General features: G+C 72.7%; 9 protein-coding genes and 1 pseudogene. All 10 read left to right on the forward strand.

The genetic code is table 11. The annotated features are described in order from the left end of the window. A pseudogene (locus tag ACIRF9_RS52220) lies at positions 1 to 255 on the forward strand (ABC transporter permease); the annotation flags it as partial. Between the two features lie 96 nt (positions 256 to 351). Continuing rightward, positions 352 to 1686: an L-fuconate dehydratase gene (locus ACIRF9_RS52225; RefSeq protein ID WP_403837660.1), complete on the forward strand. Its 1335-nt coding sequence runs from the start codon at positions 352 to 354 to the stop codon at positions 1684 to 1686. Beyond that, positions 1679 to 2575, forward strand: coding sequence for an amidohydrolase family protein (locus ACIRF9_RS52230; protein ID WP_403837661.1), 897 nt, complete (start codon positions 1679 to 1681; stop codon positions 2573 to 2575). The genes ACIRF9_RS52225 and ACIRF9_RS52230 overlap by 8 nt, the downstream gene beginning before the upstream one ends. Then, positions 2566 to 3003, forward strand: a complete 438-nt coding sequence (locus tag ACIRF9_RS52235) for an RbsD/FucU domain-containing protein (protein ID WP_403837663.1) — start codon at positions 2566 to 2568, stop codon at positions 3001 to 3003. Before ACIRF9_RS52230 ends, ACIRF9_RS52235 begins: the two co-directional genes overlap by 10 nt. Further along, positions 3000 to 4043 carry a zinc-binding dehydrogenase gene (locus ACIRF9_RS52240; RefSeq protein ID WP_403837665.1) on the forward strand — a complete coding sequence of 348 codons (1044 nt, stop codon included), beginning with the start codon at positions 3000 to 3002 and terminating at the stop codon, positions 4041 to 4043. Before ACIRF9_RS52235 ends, ACIRF9_RS52240 begins: the two co-directional genes overlap by 4 nt. After that, the gene (locus tag ACIRF9_RS52245; protein WP_403837666.1) at positions 4040 to 4801 is read left to right on the forward strand and encodes an SDR family oxidoreductase; all 762 of its coding nucleotides are present in this window, start codon (positions 4040 to 4042) and stop codon (positions 4799 to 4801) included. Before ACIRF9_RS52240 ends, ACIRF9_RS52245 begins: the two co-directional genes overlap by 4 nt. Beyond that, positions 4798 to 5427: a bifunctional 4-hydroxy-2-oxoglutarate aldolase/2-dehydro-3-deoxy-phosphogluconate aldolase gene (locus tag ACIRF9_RS52250; RefSeq protein WP_403837668.1), complete on the forward strand. Its 630-nt coding sequence runs from the start codon at positions 4798 to 4800 to the stop codon at positions 5425 to 5427. Before ACIRF9_RS52245 ends, ACIRF9_RS52250 begins: the two co-directional genes overlap by 4 nt. Then, a complete protein-coding gene (locus ACIRF9_RS52255; RefSeq protein ID WP_403837670.1) occupies positions 5424 to 6467 on the forward strand; it encodes a PfkB family carbohydrate kinase in 1044 nt (347 codons plus the stop codon). The genes ACIRF9_RS52250 and ACIRF9_RS52255 overlap by 4 nt, the downstream gene beginning before the upstream one ends. A 37-nt stretch (positions 6468 to 6504) precedes the next feature. Then, positions 6505 to 7518, forward strand: a complete 1014-nt coding sequence (locus ACIRF9_RS52260) for an aldo/keto reductase (RefSeq protein WP_403837672.1) — start codon at positions 6505 to 6507, stop codon at positions 7516 to 7518. Continuing rightward, positions 7509 to 7609: GntR family transcriptional regulator (locus ACIRF9_RS52265; protein WP_403837674.1), on the forward strand; the 101-nt coding region annotated here is incomplete at its 3' end. The genes ACIRF9_RS52260 and ACIRF9_RS52265, both read left to right, overlap by 10 nt.

The raw sequence follows: 7609 nt of genomic DNA on the forward strand, positions 1-7609 counted from the left end.
GCCTCCGTCGCCTCCGCGCAGGGCAACGGCTACATCTTCACCGTCTTCGCCGCCGCCGTCATCGGCGGGATCAGCCTCAACGGCGGCAAGGGCACCATGTTCGGGGCGTTCAGCGGCATCCTGCTGCTCTTCATGATCCAGAACGTGCTCACCCTGGGCGGCGTCCCCGCGCAGTGGATCGGCGCCCTCAACGGCCTGATCATCCTCGTCGCGCTGATGATCTCCCGTATCACGGGCGGCAAGGTCCAGGAGTGACCCGGGCGGCCGCACAGGCCGCCCGACCTCCTCCGCCGTTCCCCCCATCTCGTCGTACGGGGCCGTGTTCCCCTTGCTCTCACAGGAGTTGCCGTCATGTCATCCGCCCTGCCCGCTCCCCCGGCATCCGCCCGCATCACCGCCCTCGACGTCCTGGACGTGCGTTTCCCGACGTCCGAGCACCTGGACGGGTCGGACGCGATGAACCCCGAGCCCGACTACTCGGCCGCCTACGTCGTCCTGCGCACCGACGCCGGCGACGGCCTCGAAGGCCACGCACTGGCCTTCACCACCGGCCGCGGCAACGACGTCCAGGCCGCCGCCATCGCCGCCCTGGCCCCGCACGTGGTGGGCCTCTCCGTCGAGGAGGTGTGCGGTGACCTCGGCGCGTTCTCCCGCTCCCTCGTCCACGACCCCCAACTGCGGTGGCTGGGACCGGAGAAGGGCGCCATCCACATGGCGACCGGCGCCGTCGTCAACGCCGCCTGGGACCTTGCCGCCAAGCGCGCCGGCAAGCCCGTGTGGCGCTTCCTGAGCGAGATGTCTCCCGAGGAGCTCGTCGCCCAGGTCGACTTCCGCTGGCTCAGCGACGCCCTCACTCCCGACGAGGCGTGGGAGATCCTCCGCCGCGCCGAACCGGGCCGCGAGCAGCGCATCGGCGAACTCCTCGACCAGGGCTACCCCGCCTACACCACCACGCCCGGCTGGCTCGGCTACTCCGACGAGAAGCTGGCCCGGCTGTCCCGCGAGGCCGTCGCGGACGGCTTCACCCAGATCAAGCTGAAGGTCGGCGCGGACCTGGCGGACGACGTGCGACGCATGCGCACCGCCCGCGAGACGGTCGGCGACTCCATCCGCATCGCGGTCGACGCCAACCAGCGATGGGACGTCCGGGAGGCGGTCGACTGGATGTACGCCCTGGCCCCCTACGACCCGTACTGGATCGAGGAACCCACCTCCCCCGACGACATCCTCGGTCACGCGGCCGTGCGCAGGGCCGTCGGCCCCATCAAGGTCGCCACCGGTGAGCACGTCGCCAACCGGGTCGTCTTCAAGCAGCTGCTCCAGGCGGGCGCGGTGGACATCGTGCAGATCGACTCCGCGCGGGTCGGCGGCGTCAACGAGAACCTCGCGATCCTGCTGCTCGCCGCCAAGTTCGGCGTGCCGGTCTGCCCGCACGCCGGCGGGGTCGGCCTGTGCGAGATGGTCCAGCACCTGTCGATGTTCGACTACGTCGCCGTCTCCGGCACGCTCGAGGACCGGGTCATCGAGTACGTCGACCACCTGCACGAGCACTTCGTCGACCCGGTGCGCATCGTCGACGGCCACTACCTCGCGCCGACGTTGCCCGGGCTGAGCGCGCAAATGCACCCGGACTCCCTCAAGGAGTACTCCTACCCCGACGGCCCCGTCTGGTCCGCCCGTGTCTGACACCCGGCGGCTGGTGGACGCCCACCACCATGTGTGGAACCTCGACCACCGCCCGCAGCCCTGGCTGGACGAGCCCGGCCACGAACCGATCCGCCGTACCTTCGGCGTGGACGACCTGCGATCGGCCGCGACCCGGCCGATCGCCGGACGGCAGCTGGACAGCACCGTCGTCGTCCAGTGCGTCACGTCCGTGCCGGAGACACGCGAACTCCTCGCCCTCGCCGAGCAGGACCCCTTGATCGGTGCGGTCGTCGGCTGGGCGGACCTGACCTCCCCCGGGGCCGGCGGCGTACTCGACGAGCTGCGGTCCGGGCCCGGCGGACGGTACCTGCGGGCCGTGCGGCATCTCGTCCAGGGCGAGTCCGATCCCGAGTGGCTGCAACGGCCCTGTGTGGAGCGGGGTTTGCGGGCGGTGGGCACACGCGGGCTGGCGTACGACGTGTTGATCCGCAGCCACCAGTTCGGCCAGGCGATCGGTCTCGCCGAGCGCCTGTCCGAACTGCCGCTGGTCCTCGACCACGCCGGCAAACCGCCCGTCGTCCGGGGTGACCTGGACGACTGGGAGCGGGACGTACGGCGGCTCGCGGCGCATCCGCAGGTGCGGTGCAAGGTGTCCGGTCTGGTCACCGAGGCCGACCACGAGAAGTGGACCCTCGACGACATCCGGCCGGTGTGGGACGTCCTGCTGTCCGCCTTCGGCCCCGACCGGCTGATGTTCGGCTCCGACTGGCCGGTCTGCGTCCTCGCCGGCGGCTGGAACCGCTGGGCCGCGACCGTGGAGGAGCTCCTGGACGGCTGCACCGCCGACGAGACCGAAGCGGTCCTCGCCGGCACCGCGACCGAGTTCTACGGCCTCACTCCCCGCGAAAGGACGACGCCGTGCTCCTGACCGACCTCCTGCATCCCGGCATCCTCGCGTCCCTCGCCGGAGCCGGCCACGGCGGCCGCGTCCTGCTCGCCGACGGCCACTACCCCGCGAGCACCGCCACCGGCGAACGCGCCCGGACCGTCCACCTCAACCTGGCCCCCGGCCTGCTCGACGTCACCACCGTGCTCGATGTCCTGCTGCGGGCGACACCCGTCGAGTCCGCCCACGTGATGGTGCCGCCCGAAGGGGAACCGGAGCCCCCGGCCATCGCCGAGTACCGCTCGATGCTCGCGCCCGTCCCGGTCGAGACGCTCGGCCGCTTCGCGTTCTACGACGCCGCCCGCTCCCCCGACCTGGCGCTGGCGATCGTCACCGCCGACACCCGTACCTACGCCAACCTGCTGCTGACCATCGGCGTCCGCGCTGAAGGGACCCTGACGAAACGATGACACTCGCCGTCCGTTACACGGCCGCCCGCACCCTGGACACGGCCCCCGCGCTCAGCGCGCCGCCCGGCCCCGGCGAGGTGGAGCTGGCCCCCGCCTACGTCGGTATCTGCGGCACCGACCTGCACATCTTCCACGGCGACATGGACGCCCGCGTCAAGACGCCCGCCGTCCTCGGACACGAGATGTCCGGCCGTGTCGTGCGCGTCGGCCCCGGCGTGGAGGGCTGGGCGCCCGGGGACGCGGTGACCGTGATGCCGCTGCGCTGGGACGACACCTGCACCGCCTGCCGCGCCGGCCACCGGCACGTCTGCCAGCACCTGGACTTCATCGGCATCGACTCCCCCGGCGCGATGCAGCAGCGCTGGACCGTACCCGCCTCGACCCTCATCCGTCTCCCCGCATCCGTCCCCCTGGTGCGGGCCGCGCTCGTGGAACCCACGGCGGTCGCCGTGCACGACGTGGGCCGGGCCGCGGTGCGCGAGGGCGAACGGGTCGTCGTGGTCGGCGGTGGACCCGTCGGCATCCTGATCGCCCTGGTCGCGCGGGCCGCCGGCGCCGACGTGCGCGTCGCCGAACTCAGCGCCCACCGGCGCGCGCTCGCCGCCGCGTTGGGGCTGTCCGCCTGGGATCCGGCCGTGGACGACGTGCCCGAGCTCGTCCGTGAGTGGACCGGGGACGCGGGCGCGGACGTCGCCTTCGAGGTGTCCGGCGCGGCGGGCGGTGTGGACACGGCGGTCGAGGTGCTGGGCGTGCGCGGCCGGCTGTGTCTGGTCGCCATCCACCCCCGGCCCCGCGAAGTGAACCTGCACCGCTTCTTCTGGCGCGAACTCACCCTGGTCGGCGCCCGGTTGTACGACCGGTCCGACTTCGAGAAGGCGGTGGCGCTGGTCGCCGACGGCACGATTCCGGCCGAGCGGCTCATCAGCAAAGTCGTCCCGCTCACCGAGGCTCCCGCCGCCTTCGAGGCGCTGGAGGGCGGCGGTGACGTGATGAAGATTCTCCTCGACTGCACCGACGACCCCCAGGGAGCCGCCGTATGAGCCTGTTCGACCTCACCGGGAAGCTCGCCGTCGTCACCGGGGCGCGGCGCGGCATCGGCCGGGCCATGGCCCGCGCGCTCGCGGAGGCCGGCGCGGACGTCATCGGCGTCAGCGCCTCCCTGGAGGCCTCCGGCAGCGACATCGAGAAGGACGTCGTCGCGGCGGGCCGTACCTTCGAGGCGGTCCGGACCGACTTCGCCGACCCCGAGGCGGTACGGGCGCTGGGCGCGGACCTCGCGGGACGGGAGCGACCGGTGGACATCCTGGTCAACAACGCCGGCACGATCCGCCGTGCCCCGGCCGCCGAACACACCGACGCCGACTGGGAGTCGGTGCTGCGGGTCAACCTCACCGCGCAGTTCGCGCTGAGCCGGGCGGTCGGCGCGGCGATGGTGGCCAGAGGCCAGGGGAAGATCATCTTCACGGCGTCGCTGCTCAGTTTCCAGGGCGGCATCACCGTCCCCGGCTACACCGCCGCCAAGCACGGCATCGCCGGACTCACCAAGGCACTGGCGAACGAGTGGGCCCCGCACGGCGTCAACGTCAACGCCATCGCCCCCGGCTACATCGCCACCGACAACACCCAGGCCCTGCGGGAGGATCCGGTGCGCAGCAAGTCGATCCTGGAGCGGATCCCGGCCGGACGCTGGGGCGACGCCGACGACCTCGCGGGCGCCACGGTCTTCCTGGCCTCGGACGCCGCCGCCTACGTCCACGGCACCGTCCTCGCGGTCGACGGCGGATGGCTGGGCCGATGACCCACGATCTGGCCGGGGTACTGGCCGGCGCCCGGATCATGCCGGTGCTCACCGTGCCCGATCCGGCCGCGGCGGCACCGCTGGCCGACGCGCTCGCGGCGGGCGGCGCCCCGTGTGCGGAGGTCACCTTCCGCACGCCCGGCGCCGAGCAGGTGCTCGAGGCGATGGCGGCGCACGGCGGGCTGGCCGTCGGTGCCGGCACCGTCCTCACCCCGCAGCAGGCGGAACGGGCGGTGGCCGCCGGGGCCCGCTTCGTCGTCTCCCCCGGCTACGACGAGGAGGTCGTCACAAAATGCCGTGAGCTGGGGGTGCCCGTGGTGCCGGGCATCGCGACCGCGACCGAGCTGATGCGCGCCCTGCGGGCCGGTCTCGACACCGTCAAACTGTTTCCCGCCGAACCGCTCGGCGGCACCGCGCTCCTCCGGGCGCTGGCCGCCCCCTTCCCCACGGCGCGTTTCGTGCCGACCGGCGGTATCGGACCCGGCCTGCTGCCCGACTACCTGGCGCAGCCGGCGGTCCTCGCCGTCGGCGGAACCTGGATGGCCACCCCTGCCCAGCTGGAGCGCGGGGCGTACGACGAGGTCCGGCGGCTGACCGCCGAGGCCGTCGAGAGGAGTACGCGATGAGCGGCCCCGAGGTGATCGCCCTCGGCGAGGTGATGCTGCGCTTCGACCCGGGCGAGGGACGGATCCGTACCACCCGCACCTTCCAGGTCTGGGAGGGCGGCGGCGAGTACAACGTCGTACGCGGTCTGCGGCGCTGCTTCGGACTGCGCACGGCCGTGGTGACCGCCCTGGCCGACAACGCGGTGGGCCGGCTCGTCGAGGACCTGATCCTCCAGGGCGGTGTGGACACCTCCCTGATCCGCTGGGTGCCGGGCGACGGTGTCGGGCGCACCGCCCGCAACGGGCTGAACTTCGTCGAGCGCGGCTACGGCATCCGCGGCGCGCTCGGCGTCAGCGACCGCGCTCACACGGCCGTGTCCCAGCTGGGCAAGGGGGACATCGACTGGGACGCGGTCTTCTCGGGCGGGGTGCGCTGGTTCCACACCGGCGGCATCTTCGCCGGGCTGTCGGACACCACGGTGGATGTCGCGGACGAGGCGATGGCCGCGGCCCGCCGCCACGGGGTCACGGTCTCGTACGACCCCAACTACCGCCCCAGCCTGTGGGCCGGCAGGGGCGGCGCCGCCGGTGCCCGTGAGATCGATCTGCGGCTCGCCCGGCACGCCGACGTCGTGGTGGGCGCGCTGGGCCTGGCCGGTACGTACCCGGGACAGGCACGCGTCCGCGCCGAGGAGGTGGCGGACGCCCTCGCCGAGGTGGCCGGCCTGCTGCCCGAGGCGAAGGTCCTGGCGACGACCCTGCGCGACGTGCCCTCGGCCGGGGTCAACGACTGGTCCTCGGCCGCATGGTCGGCCGAGACCGGCTTCGTCACCGGGCCCCGCATGCCCCAGCTGCAGGTCCTGGACCGTATCGGCTCCGGCGACGGCTTCGCCGCCGGCCTGATCCACGGACTGCTCGGCGGCACCGGGCTGGAGCGTGCCCTGGCCTACGGCACCGCCCACGGCGCGCTCACCATGACCACACCCGGAGACGTCTCCATGGCCTCGCTCGCCGAGGTCGAGGCGCTCATCGCAGGCGGATCAGCCCAGGTCAGACGCTGACCGGCGCAGTCCGTCGCCCGTATCCCAGGAGCACGTCTTGCACCACCAGAAGATCCACGACACGTCCGTCTCGCTCACCGAGCTCGGCTTCGGGGCGTCCGTGATCGGCAATCTCTACCGCGTCACCCCGGCCGAGGACGCGGCAGCCGCCGTCGACGCGGCCTGGGAGGCCGGCATCCGGTATTTCGACACCGCGCCGCACTACGGCCTGGGTCTGTCCGAGCGCCGTCTGGGTGCCGCCCTGCGCGGCCGCCCGCGTGCGGAGTACGTCATCTCCTCCAAGGTGGGCAGGCTGCTCGTCCCCAACGAGAAGCCGCGCGGCACGGACACCGAGGGTTTCGTCGTCCGGGACGAGCTGCGCCGACAGTGGGACTTCAGCCGGGACGGCGTGCTGCGCTCCATCGAGGAGACGCTGGAGCGCACCGGCCTGGACCGGCTGGACATCGTCTACCTGCACGATCCGGACGAGCATGGGCGCCAGGCCGCCGAGGAGGCCATGCCGGCCCTGGCGGAACTGCGCGACCAGGGCGTGATCGGCGCGATCGGCGCCGGCATGAACCAGTCGGCCATGCTCGCCCGCTTCCTGCGGGAGACCGCCGCCGACGTGGTGATGCTGGCCGGGCGCTACACGCTGCTGGACCAGTCGGCGCTGGACGACGTCCTGCCCACCGCGCGGGAACTGGGCAAGAGCGTGGTGGCGGTGGGCGTGTTCAACTCGGGACTGCTCTCCCGGGACCGGCCCGCCGAGGGCATGAAGTACGACTACCAGGACGCCTCTCCGGCGCTGGTCGCCCGCGCCCGGGCGATCGCCGAGGTCTGTGCGGCGCACGGGACGAGCCTGCCCGCCGCCGCGATCGCCTTCCCGCACACCCACCCGAGTATCGTCAATGTCACCCTCGGCATGCGAACTCCTGAACAGGTCGTACGAAACGTGGAACTCAAGGGACAGCCCCTCCCCGATCGTCTCTGGGACGATCTGCGCGCCCAGGGGCTGATCAGGTCGGACGTGCCCGCGCAGCACGGTCGGGGGAGGGATGCGCGGTGTCTCTGACGGACAAGGCCATCGAGCGGATCCGTGAGCTGATCCGCACCGGCGCCCTGCCTCCGGGCTCGAAGCTCCCGCCGGAGCAGGATCTGGCGGC

This window comes from Streptomyces sp. NPDC096132, assembly GCF_044763345.1.
In the GTDB taxonomy this organism is placed as follows: Bacteria; Actinomycetota; Actinomycetes; order Streptomycetales; family Streptomycetaceae; genus Streptomyces.

Coding starts and splice junctions, on each gene's coding strand:
- ACIRF9_RS52225 (WP_403837660.1), top strand. CDS start 352: ATGTCATCCGCCCTGCCCGCTCCCCCGGCATCCGCCCGCATCACCGCC.
- ACIRF9_RS52240 (WP_403837665.1), top strand. CDS start 3,000: ATGACACTCGCCGTCCGTTACACGGCCGCCCGCACCCTGGACACGGCC.
- ACIRF9_RS52245 (WP_403837666.1), top strand. CDS start 4,040: ATGAGCCTGTTCGACCTCACCGGGAAGCTCGCCGTCGTCACCGGGGCG.
- ACIRF9_RS52250 (WP_403837668.1), top strand. CDS start 4,798: ATGACCCACGATCTGGCCGGGGTACTGGCCGGCGCCCGGATCATGCCG.
- ACIRF9_RS52255 (WP_403837670.1), top strand. CDS start 5,424: ATGAGCGGCCCCGAGGTGATCGCCCTCGGCGAGGTGATGCTGCGCTTC.